This window comes from Limimaricola sp. G21655-S1, assembly GCF_027213785.1.
Classification (GTDB): domain Bacteria; phylum Pseudomonadota; class Alphaproteobacteria; order Rhodobacterales; family Rhodobacteraceae; genus Limimaricola.
In genome coordinates, this window is sequence record NZ_JAPWGO010000159.1 from 1 (window position 1) to 310 (window position 310).

The following is a 310-nucleotide window of genomic DNA, read 5'->3' on the forward strand; positions in this document are numbered from 1 at the left end:
GGCGCGCCAGGACAACAAGCCGGGCTTCGCGACCCGGTTCTTCGAGAAGCTGCGCGCCGCGAAGGCCGCCAAGACCAAGGATAACTGAGATGTGTGGGATCGTCGGCGTATTGGGAACTCACGAGGCCGCGCCGCTTCTGGTCGAGGCGCTCGGCCGGCTTGAATATCGCGGCTATGACAGCGCCGGCATCGCGACGCTGGACGAGGGCCGTCTCGACCGCCGCCGGGCCGTCGGCAAGCTGGTGAACCTGTCCGACAAGCTGGTGCATGAGCCGCTGCGCGGTCTCGCGGGCATCGGCCACACCCGCTG

The 310-nt window shown here is 68.4% G+C and carries 1 pseudogene; it reads left to right on the top strand.

The features are described 5' to 3' along the window. Positions 1-89 precede the first annotated feature (89 nt). Positions 90-310, top strand: a pseudogene (locus tag O4G76_RS22440) (glutamine--fructose-6-phosphate aminotransferase); the annotation flags it as partial.